This window comes from Caulobacter vibrioides OR37, assembly GCF_000372645.1.
GTDB classification, from domain to species: domain Bacteria; phylum Pseudomonadota; class Alphaproteobacteria; order Caulobacterales; family Caulobacteraceae; genus Caulobacter; species Caulobacter vibrioides_E.
Map to the genome: position 1 here is coordinate 15,278 of NZ_APMP01000016.1, position 23,137 is coordinate 38,414.

Annotated in this window: 21 protein-coding genes and 3 pseudogenes; 5 read left to right on the forward strand and 19 right to left on the reverse strand. The window is 70.0% G+C overall.

Annotated features, from left to right (window positions below):
* Positions 1–71: 71 nt before the first annotated feature.
* The 5 genes from OR37_RS12755 to OR37_RS12775 all read right to left on the reverse strand — a co-directional run bounded on the left by OR37_RS12755 (position 72) and on the right by OR37_RS12775 (position 5,246).
* Positions 72–779 carry a periplasmic heavy metal sensor gene (locus OR37_RS12755; RefSeq protein WP_004620435.1) on the reverse strand — a complete coding sequence of 236 codons (708 nt, stop codon included), beginning with the start codon at positions 777–779 and terminating at the stop codon, positions 72–74.
* Positions 776–1,231, reverse strand: coding sequence for a hypothetical protein (locus OR37_RS12760; protein ID WP_004620436.1), 456 nt, complete (start codon positions 1,229–1,231; stop codon positions 776–778). The genes OR37_RS12755 and OR37_RS12760 overlap by 4 nt, the downstream gene beginning before the upstream one ends.
* Positions 1,232–1,262: 31 nt before the next feature.
* Positions 1,263–1,820 carry an RNA polymerase sigma factor gene (locus tag OR37_RS12765; RefSeq protein WP_004620438.1) on the reverse strand — a complete coding sequence of 186 codons (558 nt, stop codon included), beginning with the start codon at positions 1,818–1,820 and terminating at the stop codon, positions 1,263–1,265.
* A gap of 26 nt (positions 1,821–1,846) precedes the next feature.
* Complete coding sequence (locus OR37_RS12770; protein ID WP_004620440.1) at positions 1,847–2,278, reverse strand: EF-hand domain-containing protein; 432 nt, start codon at positions 2,276–2,278, stop codon at positions 1,847–1,849.
* Between the two features lie 85 nt (positions 2,279–2,363).
* Entirely contained in the window at positions 2,364–5,246 is a 2,883-nt protein-coding gene (locus tag OR37_RS12775) for a bifunctional [glutamine synthetase] adenylyltransferase/[glutamine synthetase]-adenylyl-L-tyrosine phosphorylase (protein ID WP_004620443.1), read from the reverse strand.
* Between the two features lie 124 nt (positions 5,247–5,370).
* On the opposite strand from OR37_RS12775, the gene OR37_RS12780 reads away from it, so the two are divergent.
* The gene (locus OR37_RS12780) at positions 5,371–6,261 is read left to right on the forward strand and encodes a M56 family metallopeptidase (RefSeq protein WP_004620445.1); all 891 of its coding nucleotides are present in this window, start codon (positions 5,371–5,373) and stop codon (positions 6,259–6,261) included.
* A gap of 4 nt (positions 6,262–6,265) precedes the next feature.
* Positions 6,266–6,393 (forward strand): annotated as a pseudogene (locus tag OR37_RS22150) (hypothetical protein); the annotation flags it as partial.
* 9 nt (positions 6,394–6,402) lie between these two features.
* Here OR37_RS22150 and uczS read toward each other — a convergent pair.
* From uczS to ccmI, 7 genes are all read right to left on the reverse strand, one after another.
* Positions 6,403–7,809: a two-component system sensor histidine kinase UczS gene (gene uczS / locus OR37_RS12785; RefSeq protein WP_004620447.1), complete on the reverse strand. Its 1,407-nt coding sequence runs from the start codon at positions 7,807–7,809 to the stop codon at positions 6,403–6,405.
* Between the two features lie 124 nt (positions 7,810–7,933).
* A complete protein-coding gene (gene uczR / locus OR37_RS12790) occupies positions 7,934–8,605 on the reverse strand; it encodes a two-component system response regulator UczR (RefSeq protein ID WP_004620449.1) in 672 nt (223 codons plus the stop codon).
* 249 nt (positions 8,606–8,854) lie between these two features.
* A complete protein-coding gene (locus OR37_RS12795) occupies positions 8,855–10,432 on the reverse strand; it encodes a Do family serine endopeptidase (protein WP_004620450.1) in 1,578 nt (525 codons plus the stop codon).
* A 143-nt stretch (positions 10,433–10,575) separates the two neighbouring features.
* Positions 10,576–11,079 carry a cytochrome c-type biogenesis protein gene (locus tag OR37_RS12800; RefSeq protein ID WP_004620453.1) on the reverse strand — a complete coding sequence of 168 codons (504 nt, stop codon included), beginning with the start codon at positions 11,077–11,079 and terminating at the stop codon, positions 10,576–10,578.
* 77 nt (positions 11,080–11,156) lie between these two features.
* A complete protein-coding gene (locus OR37_RS12805; RefSeq protein WP_004620455.1) occupies positions 11,157–13,139 on the reverse strand; it encodes a heme lyase CcmF/NrfE family subunit in 1,983 nt (660 codons plus the stop codon).
* A gap of 34 nt (positions 13,140–13,173) precedes the next feature.
* Positions 13,174–13,662 carry a cytochrome c maturation protein CcmE gene (gene ccmE / locus OR37_RS12810; RefSeq protein ID WP_004620457.1) on the reverse strand — a complete coding sequence of 163 codons (489 nt, stop codon included), beginning with the start codon at positions 13,660–13,662 and terminating at the stop codon, positions 13,174–13,176.
* Positions 13,659–14,783 carry a c-type cytochrome biogenesis protein CcmI gene (gene ccmI, locus OR37_RS12815; RefSeq protein ID WP_004620458.1) on the reverse strand — a complete coding sequence of 375 codons (1,125 nt, stop codon included), beginning with the start codon at positions 14,781–14,783 and terminating at the stop codon, positions 13,659–13,661. The genes ccmE and ccmI overlap by 4 nt, the downstream gene beginning before the upstream one ends.
* 103 nt (positions 14,784–14,886) lie before the next feature.
* On the opposite strand from ccmI, the pseudogene OR37_RS12820 reads away from it, so the two are divergent.
* Together OR37_RS12820 and OR37_RS12825 are read left to right on the forward strand one after the other, a co-directional pair.
* Positions 14,887–15,264 (forward strand): annotated as a pseudogene (locus OR37_RS12820) (alpha/beta fold hydrolase); the annotation flags it as partial.
* A 112-nt stretch (positions 15,265–15,376) separates the two neighbouring features.
* Positions 15,377–15,691, forward strand: a pseudogene (locus OR37_RS12825) (alpha/beta fold hydrolase); the annotation flags it as partial.
* Between the two features lie 39 nt (positions 15,692–15,730).
* Here the strand turns inward: OR37_RS12825 and OR37_RS12830 are convergent.
* From OR37_RS12830 to OR37_RS12855, 6 genes are all read right to left on the reverse strand, one after another.
* Positions 15,731–17,062 (reverse strand): hypothetical protein, encoded by a 1,332-nt coding sequence (locus tag OR37_RS12830; RefSeq protein ID WP_004620464.1) that lies wholly within the window; start codon positions 17,060–17,062, stop codon positions 15,731–15,733.
* Between the two features lie 200 nt (positions 17,063–17,262).
* Positions 17,263–18,642 carry an ATP-binding protein gene (locus OR37_RS12835; RefSeq protein ID WP_004620466.1) on the reverse strand — a complete coding sequence of 460 codons (1,380 nt, stop codon included), beginning with the start codon at positions 18,640–18,642 and terminating at the stop codon, positions 17,263–17,265.
* A gap of 4 nt (positions 18,643–18,646) precedes the next feature.
* Complete coding sequence (locus OR37_RS12840; RefSeq protein ID WP_004620467.1) at positions 18,647–19,321, reverse strand: response regulator transcription factor; 675 nt, start codon at positions 19,319–19,321, stop codon at positions 18,647–18,649.
* 14 nt (positions 19,322–19,335) lie between these two features.
* Positions 19,336–19,653, reverse strand: a complete 318-nt coding sequence (locus OR37_RS12845) for a PepSY domain-containing protein (RefSeq protein ID WP_004620469.1) — start codon at positions 19,651–19,653, stop codon at positions 19,336–19,338.
* Positions 19,654–19,809: 156 nt separating this feature from the next.
* Positions 19,810–21,384, reverse strand: a complete 1,575-nt coding sequence (locus tag OR37_RS12850; RefSeq protein ID WP_004620471.1) for a glycine betaine ABC transporter substrate-binding protein — start codon at positions 21,382–21,384, stop codon at positions 19,810–19,812.
* Positions 21,377–22,141 (reverse strand): ATP-binding cassette domain-containing protein, encoded by a 765-nt coding sequence (locus OR37_RS12855; protein ID WP_004620473.1) that lies wholly within the window; start codon positions 22,139–22,141, stop codon positions 21,377–21,379. The genes OR37_RS12850 and OR37_RS12855 overlap by 8 nt, the downstream gene beginning before the upstream one ends.
* Before the next feature lie 149 nt (positions 22,142–22,290).
* Between OR37_RS12855 and OR37_RS21840 the strand changes: the two genes are divergently transcribed.
* Positions 22,291–22,446, forward strand: coding sequence for a hypothetical protein (locus OR37_RS21840; protein ID WP_004620475.1), 156 nt, complete (start codon positions 22,291–22,293; stop codon positions 22,444–22,446).
* A gap of 203 nt (positions 22,447–22,649) precedes the next feature.
* On the opposite strand, the gene OR37_RS12860 is transcribed toward OR37_RS21840, so the two are convergent.
* Positions 22,650–23,126: a hypothetical protein gene (locus tag OR37_RS12860; RefSeq protein WP_131368825.1), complete on the reverse strand. Its 477-nt coding sequence runs from the start codon at positions 23,124–23,126 to the stop codon at positions 22,650–22,652.
* Positions 23,127–23,137 lie beyond the last annotated feature (11 nt).

Consider the following 23,137-nt stretch of genomic DNA (forward strand, 5'->3'; position numbering starts at 1 on the left):
AAGCGCTCCGAAAGCGAAACTCATCCTAGATACGGGCCGGGCCGCCGTTTGGTTACGCGCCCCCGCGAAAATCAGTTCGGGCTGGGCAGCGCGCCCACCCGGGCGGGGGCGTAGACCTCCTCCAACGCGTCGGCCAGGGCCACGCGCTCGGGCGGCGGCAAGGTCGCGGCGAAGGCGGCCAGGGCCGCCTCGACATTGGCCCGGGCCTGCAGATCCAGCGAGCGCGCCAGGGCCAGCCGCTTGGAGACCTCGGCCGCGTCGTAGCCGGGCTGGCCCAGGGCGTTCAGCGCCGACTGCCGCTCGGCGCGGGCCTGCTGCGACAGGGCGCGGTTCTTCTGGTTGGCGTCGCCCAGGGCCTTTCGGAACGCCTTGCGGCTTTCGGGGGACAGCACGTCGCCCGCCGAGGCCAGCGAGGGTCGGCCGGGCGTGGGCGGGGCCGGTTGCGGCGGCGCGGGCTGCGGCGGCGCGACCACGGGCGGCGGCGCGGCCTTGGCCGGCGGCGGCTCGACCCTGGCGGACGCGACCCTGTGGGGCTTGGCCTGAGGCGCGCTCGCCGGAACGGATGGCGCGATAGGGGTCGCGTTCTTCGGCGGCGCGGGGACCACGGGCGGGATCGACGCGGCGACGGGGGCGGTCGGCGCCGCCGTCGGGCTCGCCGCGGCGGGCGGCGGCGGTGTGGTCAGTCGGACATAGGTCATCCCCGCCAGTCCGCCGATCAGGAAGACGTTGATCACCGCCGAAACGGCCAGCCCGATGATCAGCGGACGCGAGGACGTCATAGGTCGGAGTGCTCCGAGATCGCGTCCTGGAGAGCGGTGGAGGTGTCGACGGCCGTGGTGACGACGGCGGCCGGCTCGGCGGCGGACGCGACCGTCACCACCGCCGGCGGCGCGGCGGCGGGCCGCCCCATGGACACCCCGACCACGACGCCAGCGAAGGCGGCGGCCGACAGGCCCAGGGCGGCCGACAGCCCGGCGATCCAACGCCGCGACGAGGGCGCGGCGGTCGGCGCGGCGCTGATCAGCCGCCCCAGCAACGCCGAGTCCGGCGCCTGGGCCGGCGCGCGGTCCAGCAAGCGGTCAAGATGGGCCGCGGCGACCAGCACCGGCGTCAGCCGGACCGCTTCGACGGCCAACAGGGCGCGCGCGGCCTCGCGCTCGGCCTCGGGCCAGCGCGCGATTTCGCCGCCATAGGTCTCGGCCAGGTCCTCGAACCTCTCGAGTGACATCATGACCACACCTCCTTTCGGTCCGTCGCCGCCATCACGCCTCGCCCGCCAGATCGGCCAACGCGGCCTTCAACGCCCGACGCCCGCGTGAAAGCAAGCTCTCCAGCGCCTCGACACTGATTTCCATCAAGCCAGCGGCTTCGATATTGCCCAAGCCTTGGTGATGGCAAAGCACGATCGCCTCTCGCTGGCGCGGCGGCAGCGCCGCCAGGGCCGACTCGACCCTCCGCGAGAGGTCGGCGCCCAGCAAGCCGGCATCCGGCGCGGGCCCCGTGTCCACCTGCTCGGGCGGCTGGTCGGTCGGCGTCTCGCGACGCTTGCGCAGCCGGTCGTAGCACAGATTGAGCGCGACGCGGTGCAGCCAGGTATCGAACTTCGCGCCGCCCGGCTTCCAGCTCCGAGCCTGCTTCCAGGCGCGCAGGAAGGTTTCCTGCGCCACGTCCTCGGCCTCGCCCGGATCGTTCAGCATCCGCCGGGCCAGGGCCAGAATGCGCGGCAGGCGTCGGTCCAGCAGGGCGCGAACGGCGGTCGGATCGCCCCGTCCCACCCCCGCCAGCAAGCCCTCGTCGGGATCGTTCCCGTCGGACGACAAACCTCAACCCGCCACGCACGTCGTCATCAGATCCCGACCTTGGCCTTACCGGGCTTGGCGTTCAACTCTTCCAGCGACAGGACGCCGTCGTTGTTGGCGTCCATGCGCTTGAACCGCCAGGCCAGGACCGCGTTCGCCTCGCTTCGCGAAATGAAGCCGTCGTGGTCGGCGTCGAAGCGCGCGAAAATGCGAGCGGCGCGCTTGCTGGCCTTGTCCGACGGCTTGGCCGCCGCGTCGGCGCCGTCGCTGGCGCTCTTGGCGCGGAACGCCTCGAACTCCTCGGGCGAGATCTTGCCGTCCTTGTTGGCGTCGACGCGGGCGAACCACTTGTCGCCGTTCGCGGCCTCGAACTGCTGCAGGGTCATGCCGGCGGCGGTCGGCGTCGATGGCGTCTGGGCCAGGGCCGGACCGCCCAGGGCCAGCACGGCGCCCACGACGGTCAGAATTCGAATACCCATGCAAGATCTCCTAGGCGGTTGGCGGCCGTCCCTCGGAGACCTTAACGCGCGAGATCGCCCTTTCCGTCGCGGTCGACGACGACTCTCAGCCCGACGCCTTGACAATCGCCGCATAGGCGGCGCGGGCCTCGGCCTTGGCCTTGGCCAGTTTGGGCTTCAGAGACTTGAACTGGCCGACGTGACCGGCCCTGGCCAGCAGGGTCCGGAAAGCCTTGGGCTCGGCCTCGACGTCCGCGCCGTCCTCCAGCGCCACCTTGATCAGCTGAGAGAGGTCCTGCTCCAGCCGCCAGGCGGCCTCGAGCCTGGCCAGCGCGCCATCATCGGCCAGACCCGCCGCCCGCAAGGCCGCCAGGGCCTCGCCGGTATTCTGGCGAAGAGGACCGTCCTGGGCGGCGTGGGCCAGTTGCAGGAACTGGGCGGCGAACTCGATGTCCACCAGGCCGCCGGGATCGAGCTTCAGGTCCCAGTCGCCCTTGCCCGGCCGCTCGCGCTCCATCAGCTCACGCATCTCGATGACGTCGGCCGCGGTCTTCTTGGCGTCGCGCGGCCGGCGCAGCGCCGCCTCGATCGCCGCCTCGGCGCGAACCTTGAAGGCGGGCGAGCTGGCCCACACCACCCGGGCGCGCGTCAGGGCCAGCAGCTCCCAGGTCTCGGCCTCGCGCTCATAATAGTCCTCGAAGGCCGCGAAGCTGACGGCGACGGGCCCCTTGGTTCCCGAGGGGCGCAGCTTCAGGTCCACCTCGTAAAGCGTGCCCTCGCCCGTGGGCGCCGACAGGGCCGAGGCCAGGCGCTGGGTGAAGCGGCCGTAGAAGGTCTCGGCGCCCCAGGCCTTGATCGACGACATGTCGCGCGGGTCGGCGGCGTAAAGGGTCATCAGGTCGAGGTCGGACTTGGCGGTCATCTCGCGCGAGCCGGCCTTGCCCAGGGCGACGACGGCGACCTCGCCAGGGAAGCCTCCGCCGATCCGCTCGACCTCGTTCAGCGCCGCCGGCGCCAGGCCGCCGATGATCAGGTCGGCCAGTTCGGCGAAGGCCCGGCCGATGTCGCGGGCGTCGGCGCTGCCGCTCATCACCCGCACGCCGATGCGGAAGCTCTGATCCCGGAACAGGCGGCGGGCGGCGTCCATCGCCCCCTCGAAATCGGCCGGGTCCCAGGGGGCGACGGCCGGAGTCTCGATCGGGCCGAAAAAGGCCGGATCCAGCAGGGCGTCCAGCGCGGTGGGCCGGCGGGCCAGGGTCGAGGCCAGGCGCGGCGCGAAGGCCATGACCTCGACGATCAGCTCGAACAGGCGCGGCTGGGCCAGAAACAGCGACTGGATCTGCACGCCCGAGCTCAGCCCCGCGAAGAAGTCGGCGAAGCGGTTGAAGGCCGCGTCGGGCGCGCCGGAGGCGTTGGCGGCGTCCAGCAGGCGCGGCGCCAAGCGGGTGAACAGCTCGCGGCCCCGCTCTGTGCGGGTGGCGGCGATGCGCCCGTGGTGCCAGCTTCGGATGGTGGCGGCGATCCGCTCGGGGCTGGAGAACCCCATGCGCTTCAGGGTGGCCAGGGTCTCCGGATCGTCCTCGACGCCGGTGAAGACCAGGCTTCCGAAGCGGGAGGACAGCGCTTCCTCGCCGGCGAACAGCCGTCCGTAGCGCAGGTTTACCCCCTTCAGGATCTTGCCGACCGTCGCGTCGAAGCTGCGCAGGTTATCCTGCCCCCAGAGCGCGGCGACCTTTTTACGCTCGGCGTCCGACTCCGGAAGCTTGTGAGTCTGGTCGTCGGCGATCATCTGGGCGCGGTGTTCCAGGGCCCGCAGGTCGCGATAGGCGCCCGTCAGCCAGGCGGCGTCCTCGGGCGTGACATGGCCCGCGGCGGCCAGGGCGGCCAGGGCGTCGAGGGTTCGAGGGCCGCGCAGGTCCGGCTGGCGGCCGCCCAGGATCAGCTGCTGGGTCTGGACGAAGAACTCGATCTCGCGGATGCCGCCCCGGCCCAGCTTCAGATCGGCGCCCTTGGCGGTCAGGCGGTCATCGACCTTGTAGGCGTGGATCTGGCGCTTGATCGAATGGATGTCGGCGATGGCCGCGAAATCGAGGTTTCGCCGCCAGATGAACGGCTGCAGCTGCTCCAGGAACGCTTGTCCCTCGGCGAAGTCGCCAGCCGCGACCCGGGCTTTGATGTGGGCGGCGCGCTCCCAGTTCTGACCGACGCTCTCGTAGTAGTCCATGGCCGCGTCCACCGGCATGGCGGGCGGCGTCGAGGATGGGTCGGGGCGCAGGCGCAGGTCGATGCGAAAGACATAGCCGTCGCCGGTGCGCTCCTGCAGGACGCGCCCCAGGTGGTTGGCGATGCGGACCGCCACGGCCTGGGGCTCGTGTCCCTCGGCGACCGGCAACCTGTCGGGCGCGTAGAAGATCGAAAAGTCGATGTCGCTGGAATAGTTCAGCTCGAACGCGCCGTGCTTGCCCATGGCCACGCAGAAGAGGCCGGGCGCGGGACCGTCCTCACCCTCTCCCACGTGGGTCAGCGCGCCGCGATCGACCTCCTGGCGGACGGCCTGGGCCAAAGCGGCTTTCAGCGAGGCGTCGGCGAAGCGGGTCAGGGCGCCGGTCACCGCGTCCAGATCCCAGACGCCGCCCAGGTCGCACAGGGCCGTCAGCAGGTGCAGGTCGGCCTTCAGCTCGCGCAGCCGCCGCCGGGCGGTCTCGAAGTCCGGCTCGGCCGCCAAGGCCTCGGCGGCGGTCAGGATGGCGGCCAGGATCCGGTCGGGATCCCCCTCCAGGATCATCGGCAGGCGGCGACCATCGCGGCGCGCCAGACCCGCCAGATAGGGCGAGGCGGCGAACACCGGCGCCAGGGCCGGCCAGACCAGGTCCACGGACGCCATGCCCTCGCCGACCCGCTTGGCGATCATCTCGTGGGCCCGCTCGGCGGCCTTGGCGTCGAGGACGGGGCCGCAGGGGGCGAGGCGGTCGGCGAGCGCGCGAGTCATGTCGGCACCGTGGCCCGGCGCGGGGTCGTCGACAAGTCGTCGCGCCGCCGCGCGGAGACCGGCTTGACGCGGGAAATTACAGTTGTAACGATCGGATCCCAGAAGGCCAGGAACGCCGCAGACCATGACCGAGCTGTTCGCCCTCGCCCTGATCCGGGCTCAGATCGCCGCCGCCGCCGCCGTGCTGCTGGTGATCCTTCTGCGGCCGCTGGCGCGCGGCGCCTTCGGGCCGCGCCGCGCCTATGGTCTGTGGATCATCGTCCCCGCCGCCGCCGCGGCCGCCTTCTTCCCAAGCCTGGCCGAGACCCTGGATTTCGGCTCGCCCGCGCGTCCGCTGGGCGTCTGGGCCGGCAAGCTGATCCTGCTGTGGCTGGCCGGCTGCGCGATCGCCACGGCGATCCTGACCCTGCGCGAGCACGTGTTCCGCCGCCGCGTCGACCAGGGCCTGGCCGGTCCCGCCGTCGTCGGCGCCCTCTGGCCGCGCGTCGTGCTGCCGGCCGACTTCGCCCAGCGCTTCGACGATCGCGAGCGGGCGATGATCCAGCTTCACGAGCGCACCCACATCAATCGCGGCGACCCGATCGCCAACCTCGTCATCGCCGCGATCGGCGTGCTGGGCTGGTGCAATCCGATGATCGCCCTGGCCACGCGCCTGATCCGCGTCGATCAGGAACTGGCCTGCGACGCCACGGTCGTGGCCCTGCGCTCGGACATCCGCGCCGACTACGCCAAGGCGCTGATGAAGGCCCAGATGGGCGCGGCCGTCTCGCCGCTGGCCTGCGGCTGGGCCACGCATCCGCTGATCCTGCGGGTCTCGCTGCTGAACAAGCGCGAGCCGAGCCTGGCGCGCGACATCGCCGGCTTCCTGACCGTCACCTTCCTGGCCGTCGCCGCCATGGCGCTGGTCTGGAGCATCGCGCCGCGCGGACCCCAGCCGACGGATCTCGGCGCCCAGATGGCGGCCCAGATGGATCCCTACAGCGGCGCGATCACCTGGGTGCGGGTCGAGCGGTAGTCGCGCCCCCTCCGTCTCGCCGCGTATCCGCGCCGATCCACCTCCCCCGTGCGCGGGGGAGGATGGTCGTCCTCCTCCCTCGCGGAGCGGGGGAGGTGGCGCGATGCGAAGCAGCGTGACGGAGGGGGCGCTCGGCCTCGCCTACTCCACGCGCGGCAGCACCAGCGCCACCCGCAGGCCCGGGCCCATGCCGTTGTACTCGCCCGGCCCCTCGGCCAGCTCCAGCCGCCCGCCGTGCGAGGCCGCGACGGCCTGGACCAGCGACAAGCCCAGGCCCGCGCCGGGCTCGCTGCGGCTATTCTCCAGGCGCACGAAGCGTTGGACCACGCGGGCCCGGTCGGCCTCGGGCACGCCCGGCCCGGTGTCGGTGACCGAGAACTCCAGCTCGCCCGACGACGTGCGGCGCGCGCGCAGCATGATGGCGCCGCCCTCGGGCGTGTACTTGATGGCGTTGTCCAGGATGTTGGCCAGGGCCTGGGCCAGGAATTCGCGATTGCCCTTGATGGTCAGGGCCGGGACGATCTCGGCCTTGAAGTCCAGGCCCTTGTCCTCGCACGACAGTTCGTAGAGCTCGGCCATGTCGCTGGCCAGCTCCGAGGCGTCGAAGCTCTTCTGATCCGGCGCGGCGCCGGCGGCCTGCAGCCGGGCGATGGCCAGCACGGCGTTGAAGGTCTTCAGCACCCCGTCGGCGTCGGCCAGGGCCGTCTCCAGCGCCGCCAAGGGATCGCCCTTGCCGTTCTCGGCGTCGATCAGGGCCACCTCCATCCTCGCCCGCAGGCGGGTCAGCGGCGAGCGCAGGTCGTGGGCGATGGCGTCGCCGGCGTGGCGCAGACCGCCCATCAGCCGCTCGATCCGATCGAGCATGTCGTTCAGGCCCTCGGCCAGTTCGTCATACTCGTCGCGCGCGCCGCGGATCTTGGCCCGAGCGTGCAGATCGCCGGCCCGCACCGCGTTGACCACATCGACAAGCCCCTGCATCGAGCGGCTGACATTGCGGCTGATCAGCACCCCGCCGGCCAGGCCCAGCAGGATGACCAGCGCCCCAGCGCCCCACAGGGCCCGGACGATCTTGCGGACATAGGCTTCCGAGGCGTCGACATCGGCCCCGACGAACAGGATCTCGCCGTGCTCCAGCCGCTGCTGGACCCCCTTGGCCGCGGCCTTGACCTCGGCGCCGTCCATGTCGGTCTCCGTGACCTTGAAACTGGCCCAGGTGGGACCATCGCCGGTGAAGTTGGCGACCGGCGACTCCTCGATCGAGCCCGAGATCCGCTTGCCGCTCTTATCGGCCAGGAAATACAGGAACGGCCGCTCGCCGGTGGCGCGCTCGACGATGGCCTGGTTCAGGGCGTCGACCCCGCCTTGGCGATAGGCGGTCTCCAGGCTCTCGAACTCGCGGCTGATCTCGGCCTGGGCGCGGCGGTTCACCTCGCCGGCCGTGGCGACATAGATATAGCCCAGGAACGCGCTGGCGGCCGCCGCGAACAGGGCCAGGAACAGCAGGGTCAGCCGGAACGGCGTGGTGCGGAGGAGACGCGGCAGGCGCATGGTGTCGTAGGCGCTAAGGCCTCCTCGAGTCCGACCTCGTTCGAGTTCGGAGCATTAAGTTCCCGATCTTCCCGGCACTGGCTTCGCCGCACTGACGTGTCGCCGGGGAAGTCGGATGGTGAGACTACGGATCCAGCCGGTAGCCGGCGCCACGCACGGTCTGCAGCATCGGACGGTCGAAGCCCTTGTCGATCTTGCTGCGAAGGCGCGAGATGTGGACGTCGATGACGTTGGTTTGCGGATCGAAATGGTACTCCCAGACCTTCTCCAGCAGCATCGTGCGGGTCACCGACTGGCCCGCGTGGCGCATCATGAACTCCAGCAGCTGGAACTCGCGCGGCTGCAGATCGATCTCCCTGCCCTGGCGATGGACCGTCCGGTTGATCAGGTTCATTTCCAGTTCGCCCACCTTGAGGGTGGTCGCCACGGCGCCGGTCTCGCGGCGGCGCGACAGGGCCTCGACCCGGGCCATCAGCTCGGGGAAGGCGTAGGGCTTGACCAGATAGTCGTCCGCGCCGGCCCGCAGGCCCACGACGCGGTCATTGACCTCGCCCAGGGCCGAGAGGAACAGCACCGGCGTCTGGTCGCCTTCTCGGCGGAGGGTCTCGACGACGGTGACGCCGTCCATCTTCGGCATCATCCGGTCGACGACCAGCACGTCGAAACCGCCCTTCTGGGCTTCGGACAGGCCGGCCTCGCCATCGGGCGCGTGCAAGACCTCGTAGCCGGCCTCCTTCAGGCCGTGCGCCATCGCGCCCGCCGCTTCAAGATCGTCCTCGATAATCAGTATACGCATCAGCGAGCCCCTCATGCGCTTGAAACGGAATGGCGTGACGGTCGACGTTCCCCCGATTCCGCGCGTTGCGCGACCGTCCAAGCGGTTGATACCGCTTTCGGCGAGCGTCGCACCTTAAACCTTCGACAGATATGAAAAAGCCCCGCTCCGGCGGTGCGGAGCGGGGCTCTGTCTTTTGACCCTGGCAGGCTTACGGCCTGTCCTGATCGACTTCCGCCGATCAGGACAACCGAAGAAACCTTGCGGCCTCTACGGCGCGATCTTCAGCGGCACGAAGACCGGACGGTTCTGGCGGATGACCTTGACCAGAACGCTGGTGCGGCCGGCCTTCTTGGCGGTGGCGATCAGGCCATTGACGTCGGCGACCGTGTTGACCGCCGTGCCGTTGACATTGGCCAGGACATCGCCCTTGGCCAGACCCTTCTCGCCCGCGTCGCTGTCGCCCTTGACGGCGGTGATCAGCAGACCCTTGACCTCGCTGTCGATCTTGTAGGTCTGACGCGCGGCCGCGTCGATCGGCGACAGGGTCAGGCCCAGGGCGTCGATCTTGGCCGTCACCGGCTTGTCCGGCGTCGGCGCGGCGCCCGAGCCTTGATCGTCGTCATTGTCGTTCAAGGCCAGCGAGCCCTCCGACGGACGGGTGCCGGACTTGACGTCGATGACGCGCGGCTTGCCGTCGCGGATGATCGACATCTTGATCGTCTCGCCCGGACGCGCCTTGGCCACTTCGCGGGTCAGCTCCGAGCGGTTGGCGATGGTCTTGCCGTTGACGCCGGTCAGGATGTCGTCGGGCAGCAGGCCGGCCTTGGCGGCGGGACCGCCCGGAACCAGTTCGGCGACGATCGCGCCCTTCACGTCCTTCAGGCCCAGGGCCTCGGCCGACTCGGCGCTGAAGTCCTGAATGGTGACGCCGATATAACCGCGCACCACCTTGCCGCCGGCGATCAGCTGCTTGGCGGTCGCTTCGGCGATGTCCGCCGGAATGGCGAAGCCGATGCCGACCGAGCCGCCCGACGGCGAGTAGATGGCGCTGTTGACGCCGATCACCCGGCCGTAGATGTCGAAGCTGGGACCGCCCGAGTTGCCGCGATTGATCGGCGCGTCGATCTGGATGTAGTTGACGAACGACGAGGTCGTGTCGCCCAGATCGCGGTTATAGGCCGAGATGATGCCGGCCGTGGCCGTTCCGCCCAGGCCGAACGGGTTGCCGATGGTGATCACCCAGTCGCCGACGCGCGGCTTGGCCTGGTTCTCGAAGTTCACATAGGGGAAGTCCTTCCCCTTGGCCTTGGGGTCGATGACCTTGATGACGGCCAGGTCGGTGCCTTCGTCGCGGCCGACCAGCGTGGCCTTCAGCTCGCGGCCGTCCTTCAGCACCACCTGGATGTCGTCGGCGTCGGCGACCACGTGGTTGTTGGTGACGATGTAGCCGTCGGCCGAGATGAAGAAGCCCGAGCCGGCGGACTGCTGCTTGGGCAGGGACGGCGAATCCTCGTCGCCCTGGTCCTTCTGGCCCGGCTTGCCCTTCTGGCCGCGCGGCACAATGTCGAAGCCTTCCAGGCCCGGGATGCGCAGCGGTTGCGGGCTGGCCTTGGACGTCACGTTGATCTGGACGACGGCGGGCGAGACCTTCTCGAAGATGTCGGCGAACGACATCGGCGCGCCCGGCGGCGGCGCGAAGGCCGGCGAGCCGGCCATGGCCGGAACGGCTTGAGGCGTTTCCGCCGAAGCCGTCCCCATGCGCATCCCGACTCCGGCCAGAGCCGCGCAAGCGACGCCCGCGCCAGCGACGGCGCCCACAATGAAACCCGACTTCCTAGCGGTCATTCTCGTCTTTCCTCATCCGCGCGTCCGACGCGCGGCCTTTCGATCTGAGAACCTAGTTCCAGCGATAAAAGGTGCAATGGCTCTCGACTTACTTTCCGTCACTCGGAGGGCGCTTCTTGCGGCCCCTTTTCGGCGCAATCGTGTCAATCGTCTTCGAGCAGTCGGCGCAGGCGATCTTCCTCGTCTTCGGAAAGCTCCGCCTCCGGCGTTTGCCGGCGTCGCAGCAACGCGATCATCAGCCCGCCGCCGACGACCAGCACCCCGGCGGGGGCCAGCCACAGCGCGGCGTTGCCGGCCGAGAAGCGGGGCTTCAGCAGCACGAACTCCCCGTATCGCTGCACCAGGAACGCGCGGATCTCGGCATCGCTGCGTCCGGCCTTGACCTGCTCGCGCACGAGCCGCCGCAGATCGCCCGCCAGCTGGGCCTCGGAATCGTCGATCGACTCGTTCTGGCAGACCAGGCAGCGCACCTCGCGGAAGATCGCCCGGGCCCGCGCCTCCTGGCCCGGATCGGCGAGACGCTCGGACGGCTCGGACGCGCTGGCCATCAGGGCGATGGAGGCCAGGGCGACGGCGAGGGTCCTGGAGATGCTCCCGCGCGACGCAGGGGAGCTGTCGCGGAGCGACTGAGGGGGCAAACGCCGCATACGCCCAGCTAGCCCCCTCCGGCCCTCCGGACCACCTCCCCCGCATCGCGGGGGAGGATCCATGACGCCCGCGCCCCTCACGACACCACCTCCCGGGCCCGGCGGCCCACGCCCAGGCGCACGCGGCGGTCCGACAGCGAGATCGCCCCGCCGATCGCCATCAAGAGCGGCCCCAGGAAGATGAGCCGCACCCACGGGTTCACATAGGCGCGCACCAGCCAGGCGGGCTTGCCGCCCTCGCCCGCCCGGCGCTCGCCGAGCACCACATAGAGGTCGTCCAGCAGGCGCGGACAGATCGCCACCTCCGACGTCGTCTGGGCCCCGGTCGGGTAGAATCGGCGCTCGGGCTCGGCGCGGCAAATGAGACGGCCCGCCTTGTCGACGATCCTCACCACGCCGCGCTCGGCCAGGTAGTTGGGACCTTCCACCGTGCCGATGTCGGTCAGGGTCAGCACATAGGCGCCCAGCGTCTGGCTGTCGTTCAGGCTCAGCGCCTGGGCGGCCTCGACGCGCCATGCGGTCTCGAACGACGCGCCCAGCACGAAGACGCCAAGGCCAGCGTGGGCCAGGGTCGCGCCCCAGGCGCCGCGCGGCAGGCCCCGGGCCCGGCGCACGCTCTCGGCGGCCGGCGCGCGGAACAGCTTCAGGCGGTCGGCCATTTCCAGCAGCGCGCCGCCCAGCAGCCAGAAGCCCAGCGCCAAACCGCCGCTGGCCAGGGCCTTGCGCGGCTGGACGATTCCGTAGGCGATCAGGCCCAACAGGGCCGCGACCGCCAGAACGACCCACAGCTTGCGGGCCACGCCCCGCGCGTCGCCGCGCTTCCAGGCCAGCAGCGGGCCGGTCGGCAGGATGGCGAAGGCCAGCACCATCAGCGGCGTGAAGGTCAGGTTGAAGAAGGGCGCGCCGACCGAGACGGCCTCGCCGTCCATGGCCTCGCGGATCAGCGGATAGAGCGTGCCCAGCAGCACCACCGCCGTCGCGGTCGACAGCAGGATGTTGTTGAGGACGATGGCGCTCTCGCGGCTGACCGCGCGAAACTGGCCGCCGGGGTTCAGCGACGGCGCGCGGATCGCGAACAGCAGGAAGCCGGCCCCCGCCGCGAGGCCCATCATGATCAGCAGCAGGACGCCGCGCGTCGGATCGACGGCGAAGGCGTGGACGCTGGTCAGCACGCCCGAGCGCACCAGGAAGGCGCCCAGCATCGAGAAGGTGAAGGCGGCCAGAGCCAGGAAGGCCGTCCAACCCGGCAGGGCGCCGCGCTTTTCGGTGACGATCGCCGAGTGCAGCAGGGCCGCGCCGATCAGCCAGGGCATGAAGCTGGCGTTCTCGACCGGGTCCCAGAACCACCACCCGCCCCAGCCCAGTTCGTAATAGGCCCAGAAGGCGCCCAGGGTGATGCCGACGGTCAGCAGGCTCCAGGCCGCCAGGGTCCAGGGGCGCACCCAGCGGGCCCAGGCCGCGTCGACCCGCCCCTCGATCAGCGCCGCCAGAGACAGCGAATAGACCACCGAGAAGCCGACATAGCCGCTGTAGAGGAACGGCGGGTGAGCCGCCAGGGCGGGGTCCTGCAGCAGGGGGTTCAGCGAGCGCCCCTCGACCGGGACCTCCAGCAGGCGCGCCAGCGGGTTGGAGGCGAAGACGGCATAGGCCAGGAACAGCACGCCCAGCGCGCCCTGCACGGCCAGGGCGTAGGCCCGGAGCCTGGGCGGCAAGCTCTCGCCGAACGCCGCCATGGCCGCGCCGTAGCCCGTCAGGACCAGGCACCACAGCAGCATGGAGCCCTCGTGGCTGCCCCAGGCGCCGGCCACCTTGTACAGCATCGGCTTGGCGGTGTGGGAGTTGCCGGCCACGTTGGCGACCGAGAAGTCCGAGACCACGAAGGCGTGGATCAGGGCCGCGAAGGCCACCGCGACGGCGACGAAGGCGGCCACGGCCGCGCCGCGTCCCGCGCCGGCCAGCACCGGCGAGCGCCGCGCGCCGCCGACGGCCGACAGACCGGTCTGGGCGACGGACAGCATCAGCGAAAGGACGAGGGCGAACGCGCCCAGTTCGGTGATCATCCCCGTGTCGCCTCGCCGGAGAAAGGACAGACGCTCATGGCTTCTGGCTCCCATAGCTGGGAGCGGACGCGCCCTCGCCCCGCCACTCGCCCTGCTTCTTCAGGGCCTTGGCGACATCGCGCGGCATGTAGCGCTCGTCGTGCTTGGCCAGCACCTGCTTGGCGACGAAGACGCCGTTCGGATCGAAGCTGCCTTCGGCCACGATCCCCTGCCCTTCGCGGAACAGGTCCGGCAGGTCGCCGTGATAGGTCACCTTGGCCGACGCCTTGTGGTCGGCGACCACGAAGTCGACATCGCCGCCGGGGTGCTTGACCACGCTGCCGCGCTGGACGAGCCCGCCCAGTTGCACCTTGCGGCCCGGCTTGACGTGAGCCTCCTGGGCCTGGGCCGGGGTGTAGAACAGCGAGATGCTGTCGCGCAGGCCAAACAGCGCCAGACCCACGGCCAGGGCCAGCACCGGCGCGACGGCCAGCAGCACGGTGAGGCGCGTCCGCGCCTTGCGGGATTTGGGCCAGAAACTCATGGCGTCTTTACGTTGGCTTGAGCGGGCGTGTCGGCCGCCTGACGCAGGGCCGACAGCACCTTGGGCTGATCCTTGAAGCGGGCCGAAGCGCTGGCCAGGGCCGCGTCGCGCTTAGCGATCTCGCCCAGCACGGCATAGGCGCGGACCAGGCGCACCCAGCCGTCCGGATCATCGGGCGATTGGGCCAACCGAGCCGCCAGCCCCTCGACCATGCCGGCGATCATGCCCTGGACCTGCGGGTTCTGGGCGGCGGCGGGCTCGGCGGAGGCCAGACGACCTTGCGTCTCGACCTGGGCGATCTCCGCCGCGAGCGTCGCGCGCGCCGGATTGTCGGGCGGAAGACTGGCCAGCAGCGCGCGCCAGTCCGCCAGACCGCCCTGCACATCGCCGTCCGCCACCTTGCCGCGCCCCAGGAAATAGCGGGCGCGCAGGTCGTTCGGATCGGCCTTCAAGGCCTGGGTGAAAGCCAGCTTGGCGTCGGGGCCGACTTGGCCGCCGTCGCCCTTCTGAGCGCTCTCCATGACGAAGGTCTGGCCCAGCAGGCTCCAGAGGTCCGCGCGCTTGGGGGCCAGGCGCACGGCCCTGCGCAGCGCCGCCTCGGCGCCGGGCAGGTCGCCGCTGGCCACGCGGGCCTTGGCCAGGAACACCAGCGGCTCGATCGCCTTGGGCTGGCTGGCGACCACGCTTTCCAGCACGGCGGCGATCTGGTCGGGCGCCAGGGTCGCGGGATCGGCGGCCTTCCACTCGGCCACGCGCTTGGCGAAGGCCTGGTCGGGCAGTTCGGGATGGCCCACGAAGAGATAGAGACCGACGGCGGCGACGCAGGCCGCGCCCACGGTCGCCACCACGGCCTTGCGCGGACCAGCGCCGTCCCGCGTCCAGTGTTCGGCCTGGTCGGCGGCGGCCAGCAGACCCCGGCCCGCCTCGGCGCGCGCGGCCTTCAACTCGTCCTGTGACAGAAGGCCGTCCAGGGCCAGGCGTTCGACCTCGGCCAGGCGGCGGCGATGCGGTTCCAGCCGGGTGTCGGCGTCATCGACCGGACGAGCCTTCGCCGCGCCCCGCAGCACAAGGCCCGCGGTCACGGCAGACAGCCCCGTCGCGGCGATCCAGAAAGCGATCATGGCCGCGTGTTAGCCGTTCCGCGAGCCGGCCGTTAGCGAAAAAAGCGCTTAAGTGCCTCGCCGCACCGCGCCATGATGTCGCCGCGCGCATGGAGAGGCTTCAATGACGGCGATCCTGCTGGTTCCGGGACTCCTCTGCTCGGAGGAGATCTTCGCCCCTCAACTGCCGACGCTGTGGCCCCACGGCCCCGTCGCCATCGCCAACACCTTGGCGGGGGAGACCATGGCGGAGATCGCCGCGCGGATCCTGAAAGACGCCCCGCCACGCTTCGCGCTCGCGGGGGTGTCCATGGGCGGCTATCTCGCCTTCGAAATCCTGCGTCAGGCCGCCGAACGGGTGGAGAAGTTGGCGCTGATCTGCACCTCGGCGCGGCCCGACGCCCCCGAACAGACCGCCGCGCGTCGCAAGATGCTGGACCAGGCGCGCGCCGTGGGCTTCGAGCGGTTCCTGAACCTGGGCGCGGACGCTCTCACCCACCCTAGAGCCTCGCGCGTCAAAACGGAATCGTTTTGACGCGATAACGAGGCTCTAAATCAAATACTTAGAGCGTGACTTGCGCCGAAACCGGTTCCCACTTTCGGCGTCACGCTCTAGCCGCAAGGGCGACCCCGCGCTTAACGCCGTCAGCATCCGGATGGGCCGGACGGTTGGGCTGGACGGCTTCGCGCGCCAGACCGAGGCGGTGATCGCCCGCCCCGACAGCCGCCCGCTTCTGGCCGAAATCAGCGTCCCCACGACCATCGTGGTCGGCGACGCCGATCGGCTCACGCCCATGGCCCTGTCCGAGGAGATGGCGGCGGCGATCCCTGGCGCGACCCTGACGATCGCCGCCGACTGCGGTCACGTGATCACGCTGGAGCGGCCGGAGGTGGTCAACAAGGCTTTGGACGCCTGGCTGACGCGCTAGATGTGAGCTCTCAACAGCCCGAAAGACGGGCTTGGCCAGTTAAGCCGCGATCGCGGCGGCCGCGCGGCGGCGGACGATTTCGGCGGTCTTTTCATCGCGGGTGTAGGCGATGAAGCCTGCGGCGATGTTCAGATACTTGACGGCCAGGGCCGTGTCGCCGCCCTCGCCCGTGCGGGCCACGTGCAGGACGTCCTCGATATAGGGGTCCAGACGCGTGTTCAGCTTTTCCAGCACCTTGGTGCGGGTCGTGCCATAGCCGGCCTTGTCGGCGCAGCTGCGCAGCTCGGCGACGAAGGCCAGGGCGCCCTGAGCGCGGCGGATCTGCGCCTCGTCCGGCTCATCGGTCAGCTTGGCCGCGCCCCTTCCGCCCTTCTTGCCCATCATCGAGATCGGACGGGTCGGCAGGGCCCGTTCCAGCTCCTTGTCGGCCTGTTCCATGCGGACCTCGCAAGCCTTGGCCATGACCTGTTTGTGGCGGGCCAGACGCTTGCCCCACGGACCATCCTTGGCGACGTCGACGGACTGCTGGAATTCGACGATCTGCAGCTGGACCTTATGGGCGACCTGGGCGACCTCGCGCCCGACCTTTTCGCCATCCGCGAAATTGAAGGTCTCGACACGGACGATCGACGCATCGATGTCGTCCAGGATGCGCTCGCCGAAGTCCTTGAACTCCGACGAGGCGAGATAGCGATCGGACGGGCGGTCCATGACCGCCGAGATCACCCGCAGGATGCGCCAGTCGTCGGGCAGATGGGCCGACAGGATGTCTAGCAGCAAGGCGCCGGCGTCATCGCTGATCCGGCAGGCGTCGCGATAGGCCAGACGCGCGGCGGCCGCGCGCTCGCCCGACATGCGGCTGACCCACTCCGAAAGCTTGGGCAGGCAGCTGCGGACGATCGGCGCCAGCTGCAGGCAAAGCGCCAGATCCTCGGGATCGCAAAGAACACGAACGCTGTCGAACGCGGCGTTGTCCGGGTCGCGCAGGCCGGCCGCCGCCGTCTTGCACAGTTCGTCGAAGATCTCGGGCGTCCCCTGCTCCAGATCCCACGGATTGCACTTGGCCGAGGCCTCTTGCACGCCTTCGGGCGCGACCGACTTCAGGGCCCGCCAAAGGCGAGACAGCACGGGGGCGGGAAAGTCCACCTGGCCTTCGCGCCGGGCGACGCAAAGCGGCGCGATCGGAGCCAGGACATTATTTCGCACGAAGCGGTTGGCGGTCTCGTCCTCGACCAGTCCCCGCACGGCGGCCAACGAACCCTGTCCGCCCGCGCCCGACAACGCCAGCTCCAGACTGCGCAGCGCCGCGTCCGGCGCGGTTTCCACCAGCGTCCGGATCATCTGCATTTTGTGGGCGGCGATAGCGGCCATGATCCCCCGAAACGGACGCGCGTGTCCGATGGACGTCAACCATGTTCGAAACGAGGTTAAGGATTTCCGAAACGCGATGAAAATCCGACGCGTCAGAGCATATTGTCGCGCCGCGAAAAGCTCAACACGACTAAAGGTTTAGAAACGCCGACCAACGGTATGCGAACCGATCGAGGGCGGCGACCTTTCTCAACCTACGGCTAAGCTTCGGCGCGAGGCAGGTCCAGGCAGACGCGCAGACCGCCCAGGGGCGATTCGCCCAGTTGCACGGAGCCGCCATAGGCCCGCGCCAACTCGTCGACGATCGACAGACCCAGACCCGACCCGGGGGCGTTCTCGTCGAGACGCTGACCGCGCTTCAGGGCCTGGGCGCGCTCCTCGGGCGGCAGGCCGGGGCCGTCATCGTCGACGGTGAGCAACAGCCTGGCCTCGCCCTCCGGCGCGGCCTCGACCCGGATCTTGCCCCGGCACCACTTGCCGGCGTTTTCCATGACGTTGCCGGCCAGCTCCATCAGGTCCTGCTTCTCGCCCTGGAAGCACAGGTCCTCGGGACAGCGCCAATCGATCTGGACCCCCTTGTCCTGGAAAATCCGCTCCAGGGTGACGGCCAGCTCGTCCAGGATCGGCTCCAGAGGCGTGCGCTCGCCGCTGGTCTGGGAGCGCGCGGCGGCGCGGGCCCGGCGAAGGTGGTGGTCGACCTGCTCGCGCATGGTCTGGGCCTGGCGCTCGACCACCTCGGCCAGCTGGCCCGGCTGCTGAGACGCCTCGGTCAGCATGACCGACAGCGGCGTCTTCAAGGCGTGCGCGAGATTGCCGACGTGGGTGCGCTGGCGCTCCACGACCTCCTGGTTATGGGCCAGAAGGGCGTTCAGTTCGCGCGCCAGGGGCTCCAGTTCGTCCGGATAGGCGCCATCCACGCGTTCGGTCTTGCCGCGCCGGACCGCCGCCACCTCGCGGCGCAGTCGAAACAGCGGCTGAAGACCAAACCGCACCTGCACCACCACGGCCAGGATCAGGCCGACGCCCAGGATCAGCAGGGCGATGGCGGTGACGCCCGCGAAACGATCGGCGTCGGCGTCGATCGGAGATCGGTCCTCGGCGGCCAGGAAGACCACGGGATCGGGATAGCCCGGCAGCCGAGCCTGGATGGCGGCGGCGCGCAGCGGCTTGTCCTGCGGGCCGCGAAGATCGAAGTACTGGGTCTTGCCCGGCTTGGCGTCCAGTTGGTCCACCTGGCGCGAGGACAGCATCAGGTCGCTGTCGAACAGCGAGCGAGACCGCTCGACCGCGCGCATCGCCCCGTCGCGCTGCTTGTCCAGGATCACCCAGTAGCGGCCGGAATAGGCGCGCGTGGCGCGGATGTCGGTCAGGAACGGGGCGCGCAGCTCGCCGTCGTCGACCGACGAGCCCGCGTAGAGATCATCGGTCAGCACCGCCAGAGACTGGTCGAAGCGCCGGATGGCCGCGCCGCGGAATTGGGCCGTCAGAAAGACCCCGGCCACCAGCATGACCAGCAAGGTCCAGACCCCCGCGATCAGGACCAGCCGTCGAACCAGCGAGCGGCGACGAAGATCGATCACGGAGCTAAGCGCTCTCGCCTTCCAGCGCGATCAGCCGATAGCCCAGGCCCCGCACGGTCTCGATACGGTCGGCGCCCAGCTTCTTGCGCAGGCGGCCGATGAACACCTCGATGGTGTTGCTGTCGCGATCGAAGTCCTGGTCGTAGAGGTGCTCGACCAACTCGGTGCGGCCGATCACCCGGCCCTGGTGCATCATCATGTAATGCAGCAGCCGGTATTCCAGCGAGGTCAGCCGCAGCGGCTCGCCATTGACGCTGGCCCGCGCCGCCCGGGGATCCAGGCGCAGCGCGCCGCACGATAGCGAGGGCGCGGCGTGGCCGGCCGAGCGCCGCAGCAGAGCGCGCAGGCGAGCCAGCAGTTCCTCGGTGTGGAAGGGCTTGGCCAGATAGTCGTCGGCGCCGGCGTCGAAACCGGCGACCTTGTCGCTCCAGGCGGCCCGCGCGGTCAGGATCAGCACCGGCGTGGTGACATTGCCGCGCCGCCAGCGCTCCAGCACCGATACGCCGTCCACCTTCGGCAGCCCCAGGTCCAGGACCACCGCGTCATAGGGCTCGGTCTCGCCCAGGAACTGGGCTTCCTCGCCGTCGGGGGCGTGATCGACGGCGTAGCCGGCGTCGGCCAGGGCCAGCTTCAGCTGGCGCGTCAGGTCGGGATCGTCCTCGACGAGCAGAATGCGCATGACGTGGTAACTCCTCAGCCGCCGCTCAGGATCTGACCGGTCTCGGCGTCGACGATGAAGTCGATGCGACGGCCGTCCGCGGTGGCCCAGCGGACCCGATAGTTGCGGCCTTCCAGGCCGGCGTCCAGCACCCGGCCGGGCACGCGCCGGCTGATCATCTCGATCACCCGGCCCAGCGGCACGAGGCGTCCCGACTGAACGCCGCCGCGCGCCTGATCCTGACGCTCGCGCCAGTCGGCGCCCAGCGAGTCCGGACCACGCTGCGCCGAGGCCAGGCCCGGAAGGGTGGCGGCCAGCGCGGCGGCGACGATGAGAGCACGGATCGGTTTCATGCGGTCGGGTTTAACGGACCTCGGCTGAATGGAGACTGAACACGGGCGTTATGAAGAACGCGCGACGTTCTGTCACGGCGCAACCATCGCTTAGCCGCCTCTTGAACCAAACAGATTTCAACCTTGAAGCGGAAGAGATCTCGAACCACGGGCCGTTCAATCGCGCCGGGACGTCGCCGTCGCGTCGCCGACGAGCATCCTGGCCGCCTCCGCCGGACTTTTCTTTCCGGTGTCTCGGTCCACGGCGTAGTTGGCCGCCCGCATGGCCTTGACGTCGATGCGCCCGCCCAGCGGCGCCAGCGCCGCCCGCAGCCGCCGATCGTCGGCTCGCTTGGGCGAAACCAGGATCACCGCGTCATAGGGCGGCAGCGCGGCCTTCGGGTCGTCCAGCAGCACCAGGTCGTCGGCGGCGATCCGGCCGTCCGACGAGAAGGCCGAGATCACGTCGACCTCGCCGCTCTCCAGGGCCCGGTACATGAAGGTCGGCTGAAACTGACGGCGGGCCTTGAAGGCCAGGCCATAGGCGCTCTCGACGCTCTTCCATTCGGGCCGGGAAAAGAACTCCAGATCCCCGCCCAGGGTCAGGCTCGGGGCCTTGGCGGCCAGATCGGCCAGGGTTCGGACGCCCAACCGCTTGGCGCGGTCGCGGCGCATGGCCAGGGCATAGGCGTTCTCGAAGCCCAGCGGCGCCAGCAGAACGACCCCGTCGCGCGCCTTCAACGCTCGCCTGAGGCCTTCCAGCACCGCCTGCCGGCCTGGATTGTCCGCGCGGTTCAGGACGTTGGCCCACAAGGTGCCCGAATAGTCGACATAGGCGTCGATCTCGCCCGCCGCGAGGGCGCGATAGGCCACCGCCGAGCCCAGGTTCACGCGCCGGCGCACGGTCGCGCCGCCGGCCTCCAGCCGTCCGGCCATCAACTCGGCCAGGATGTACTGCTCGGAGAAGTTCTTGGCCCCGACGACATAGGCCGGAGCGCCCCGAGACAGGGCCGCCCCCGCCAGCGGCGCCAGCGCCGCCAGCAGGCCGATCGCCAGGCCCGCGCCACCAGCCCAGAGCCGCCGGCCGTCGCGTCGCGCCACCCCCACCTCGATCAGGCCCAGCAAGGCGTCCACCGCCAAGGCCAGGGCCGCCGAGGCCGCGCAGCCGACCAGCACCGCGACCCAGTCCTCGGTCTGCAGGCCTGAGAAGATGTAGTCGCCCAGCGAGGTCTGGCCGACCGGCGTGGACAGGGTCGCCGCCCCGATCGTCCAGACGGCGGCCGTGCGCACGCCGGCCATGATCACCGGCGCGGCCAGGGGCAGCTCGACGCGCCAGAGCCGCTGGCGATCGGTCATGCCCACGCCGCGCGCGGCCTCGACCACGGCGGGATCGACGCCGGAGACGCCCGCCGCCGCGTTCCGCAGGATCGGCAGCATCGAATACAGCGTCAGGGCCAGCAGCGACGGCAGGAAGCCCAGGGCCGGGAAGCCATGCCCCAGCACCTTCGTCGCCAGGCCCGACAGCAGCAGCAGCACCGGATAGAACAGCGCCAGCAGGGCCAGGCTGGGTATGGTCTGAACCAGGCCGGCTGCGCCCAGCGAAATCCACTTCAGGCGCGGATCGCGGGCCGCAGCGATCCCCAGCGGCAGGGCGACGGCCAGGCCCAGGCCCAGCGCCGAGGCCGACAGCGCGACATGCCAGCCCAGGCGCTCGGGCAGGACAGCCAGGGCGGCGGTCAGGCGGTCAGCCACGGGCCAGCTCCGCCAAACGCTGGGCCTGTTTCCGGGGCGCGGCGATCAGGTCGGCGACAGCGGGGTCGGGATGCCCCGCCAGGAGTTCAGTCGGCGACACATGAGCCAGCACCTTGCCGCCGGCCATCACCACCACCGCGTCGGCCAGCAGCAGCGCCTCGCCGACGTCGTGGGTGACCATCACCGTCGTCAGGCCCAGCCGCTCGTGCAGGGTCCGGACGTCGTCGGCCAGGGCCACGCGGGTCACCGGGTCCAGCGCCCCAAACGGCTCGTCCATCAACAGGATCGAAGGCCGCGCCGCCAGGGCCCGGGCCACGCCCACCCGCTGGCGCTGCCCGCCCGACAGCTGCGACGGCGCCCGCCCGGCGATCGCGCGCGGCAGGGCCACGAGGTCGAGCAGTTCCTCGGTCCGCGCCGCGATCTCGGCGGCGGGCCAGCCCAGCAGTTCGGGCGTGATCCCGATATTCCGGGCGACGGTCATGTGCGGAAACAGGCCGATCTCCTGGAAGACATAGCCGATCCCGCGCCGCAGCGCCGGACCCGACTGGTCGGCGATGTCGGCGCCGTCGATCAGCACCCGCCCCGTGTCGGGCGCGGAGAGGCCGTTGATCAGCTTCAGCAGCGTGGTCTTGCCCGCGCCCGATCCGCCGACCAGGGCGACGAAGGCGCCCCTGGCGATCGTCAGCGACGTCGGCGCCAGGACGGTCTGGCCGCCATGGGTCTTGCTCACCTCTTCGAGGACGATGGCGGCGGTCATGGCGTCTCCGCGCGGGTTGGGAATCATCCGCCCGCCGATGTCGAGCCTTTACCGAAACTCAGGGTGCGACAAGGCGGCGCGCGACAGGCCGTCCGGTTCGCGACGGCCGAATCGATCACGACCATGGCGACAGGTTCAAGGAGCATCCCATGGCCATCGCCACCCAAGCCCGTCCGTTCGATCCGCGCGTCCGCCGCCCGGCCCGACAATGGCCGCTAGGCGTCGCGGTCCTGCTCGCCACCGTGCTGAACGCCATCGTCTGGGGCGGCCTGCTGGCCGTCGCCAAGGCGTTCCTGCACGTCTGAGTTTCGTAGGCGTAAGCGTCGGTTCTTCTTCTCCCCCGAGCAAACTGGGCCACGTCCGCGAGGGCGTGGCCGTTCTTTTTGTCGCCCGATGGAAGCCGACTGGAACGTCCGAGATCTGCGCCAGAGGCAAGGCGCGTTTTCGCCCCGTTTCGGAAAAGATCGGCTTCAGCCAACCGTGGCCACCGTCAATTGTAGCGGCGACCTCAATTCGCGTCGCCCGATTTGGGCCAAAGTCCCGCAAAAACAAATGCCGCTATCGCCGCTGCAGTCGCAAGCGAGACCGGGCCATTGAACATAGTGGTCACGGTAAGCCCCATCAAAATGACACTGGGGGGCAGAGCAACCGCTATTCGCGACATAACGAGTAGAGCGGCGGCGAACGTGAGGGCGGCGATTGCCGCCCTCACGCCTCCTTTTGCGCCGAGCCGCGATAAGCCAAGCGCTAAGAAGATGCCGACTAGAGCCATGAGCACCAAGAAACCGGGCCCGCCGACAATTAGAAGAATTCCCCACCCTCCAGCAGACCCGTCTGCCGGGTCAGTAACTATCTTGGCCATCTCCAAGGAAACAAGCCGTAGAGGAAAAAACTTGAAGACAGTTGGGAACGCGGTGATCAATGCGACACCGATGATGGCGCCATTGATCAACCCATAAACAACAGGAGACAGCTTCTTTTCCAAGACGAGACCTC

Coding starts and splice junctions, on each gene's coding strand:
- OR37_RS12755 (WP_004620435.1), bottom strand. CDS start 779: ATGACGTCCTCGCGTCCGCTGATCATCGGGCTGGCCGTTTCGGCGGTG.
- OR37_RS12760 (WP_004620436.1), bottom strand. CDS start 1,231: ATGATGTCACTCGAGAGGTTCGAGGACCTGGCCGAGACCTATGGCGGC.
- OR37_RS12770 (WP_004620440.1), bottom strand. CDS start 2,278: ATGGGTATTCGAATTCTGACCGTCGTGGGCGCCGTGCTGGCCCTGGGC.
- OR37_RS12775 (WP_004620443.1), bottom strand. CDS start 5,246: ATGACTCGCGCGCTCGCCGACCGCCTCGCCCCCTGCGGCCCCGTCCTC.
- OR37_RS12780 (WP_004620445.1), top strand. CDS start 5,371: ATGACCGAGCTGTTCGCCCTCGCCCTGATCCGGGCTCAGATCGCCGCC.
- uczS (WP_004620447.1), bottom strand. CDS start 7,809: ATGCGCCTGCCGCGTCTCCTCCGCACCACGCCGTTCCGGCTGACCCTG.
- uczR (WP_004620449.1), bottom strand. CDS start 8,605: ATGCGTATACTGATTATCGAGGACGATCTTGAAGCGGCGGGCGCGATG.
- OR37_RS12795 (WP_004620450.1), bottom strand. CDS start 10,432: ATGACCGCTAGGAAGTCGGGTTTCATTGTGGGCGCCGTCGCTGGCGCG.
- OR37_RS12800 (WP_004620453.1), bottom strand. CDS start 11,079: ATGCGGCGTTTGCCCCCTCAGTCGCTCCGCGACAGCTCCCCTGCGTCG.
- OR37_RS12805 (WP_004620455.1), bottom strand. CDS start 13,139: ATGATCACCGAACTGGGCGCGTTCGCCCTCGTCCTTTCGCTGATGCTG.
- ccmE (WP_004620457.1), bottom strand. CDS start 13,662: ATGAGTTTCTGGCCCAAATCCCGCAAGGCGCGGACGCGCCTCACCGTG.
- ccmI (WP_004620458.1), bottom strand. CDS start 14,783: ATGATCGCTTTCTGGATCGCCGCGACGGGGCTGTCTGCCGTGACCGCG.
- OR37_RS12830 (WP_004620464.1), bottom strand. CDS start 17,062: ATGGCCGCTATCGCCGCCCACAAAATGCAGATGATCCGGACGCTGGTG.
- OR37_RS12840 (WP_004620467.1), bottom strand. CDS start 19,321: ATGCGCATTCTGCTCGTCGAGGACGATCCCGACCTGACGCGCCAGCTG.
- OR37_RS12845 (WP_004620469.1), bottom strand. CDS start 19,653: ATGAAACCGATCCGTGCTCTCATCGTCGCCGCCGCGCTGGCCGCCACC.
- OR37_RS12855 (WP_004620473.1), bottom strand. CDS start 22,141: ATGACCGCCGCCATCGTCCTCGAAGAGGTGAGCAAGACCCATGGCGGC.
- OR37_RS21840 (WP_004620475.1), top strand. CDS start 22,291: ATGGCCATCGCCACCCAAGCCCGTCCGTTCGATCCGCGCGTCCGCCGC.